We start from the raw sequence: 913 nt of genomic DNA, 5'->3' as shown, positions 1-913 counted from the left end.
GGAAGGCAAGCGACCATCGGCAGTTGCCTCGGTCGCTTGCCGGCTGGCTTCAGACTTGGGCCTGGCCGCCGTCCACGAACAGTTCGGCGCCGTTCACAAAGCTTGCATCGTCCGAAGCCAGGAAGAGGGCGGCTCCGGCGATTTCCGAGGGTTCTCCCACGCGGCCCATCGGGATGCGCGATGCGAGGTAGTCCAGCAGACCCTGCTGTTGCGCGGCATCCGGGCCGGCCAGCTCCACGAGGCCAGGCGTGCGCGTCGCCCCCGGGCTGATCGTGTTGACGCGAATGCCGCGATCCTTCAGGTCCAGAATCCAGCTACGCGCGAAGGCCCGGATGGCCGCCTTCGATGCGGAATAGACGCTGAACGCGGCCGTGCCCTCAATGGTCGCGGTTGATCCCGCCAGAATCACCGATGCGCCTTTGGACAGCAGCGGCAGCGCCTTCTGCACGGTGAACAGCGTGCCCTTGACGTTGCGGTCGAAGGTGTCGTGGTAGTGCGCTTCGGTGATATCGCCCAGCGGCACCATCGTGCCGCCGCCGGCGTTGGCGAACAGTACGTCGAGGCGTCCCTTCTCTGCGCGGATTTGCTTGTACAGCGCATCCAGTTCCTCAGGCTTCGACGAATCCACGCGGACACCGGTGGCGTTGCCGATCGCGGCAACGGCAGCATCGAGTTCCGCCTGGCGGCGGCCCGTGACATAGACGTAAGCCCCCTCGGCAGCAAAGCGCTTGGCCGTGGCCAGGCCGATACCGCTCGTGCCGCCGGTGACGAGTGCAATCTTGTTTGCGAGCTTGCCGGTCATGATGTTTCTCCTTGTTTGGTTTCGGAAGTTTCTGAAAGGGTGATGCGATGGGAGAAGAATATCGACGCGCGCATCATTTCGAAATAGAATCGATCGCAAATCATCGTTGCA

Annotated in this window: 1 protein-coding gene; it reads right to left on the bottom strand. The window is 63.2% G+C overall.

All coding sequences use genetic code 11. The features are described 5' to 3' along the window. Positions 1-49: 49 nt before the first annotated feature. Positions 50-802, bottom strand: coding sequence for an SDR family oxidoreductase (locus ABDB81_RS30385; protein WP_160472422.1), 753 nt, complete (start codon positions 800-802; stop codon positions 50-52). Positions 803-913 lie beyond the last annotated feature (111 nt).

Origin of the sequence: Cupriavidus sp. DL-D2 (assembly GCF_039710735.1) — a bacterium.
Classification (GTDB): Bacteria; Pseudomonadota; Gammaproteobacteria; order Burkholderiales; family Burkholderiaceae; genus Cupriavidus.
Note: the sequence above shows the minus strand (reverse complement) of the source record. Positions and strands in the feature narration are given on the sequence as shown.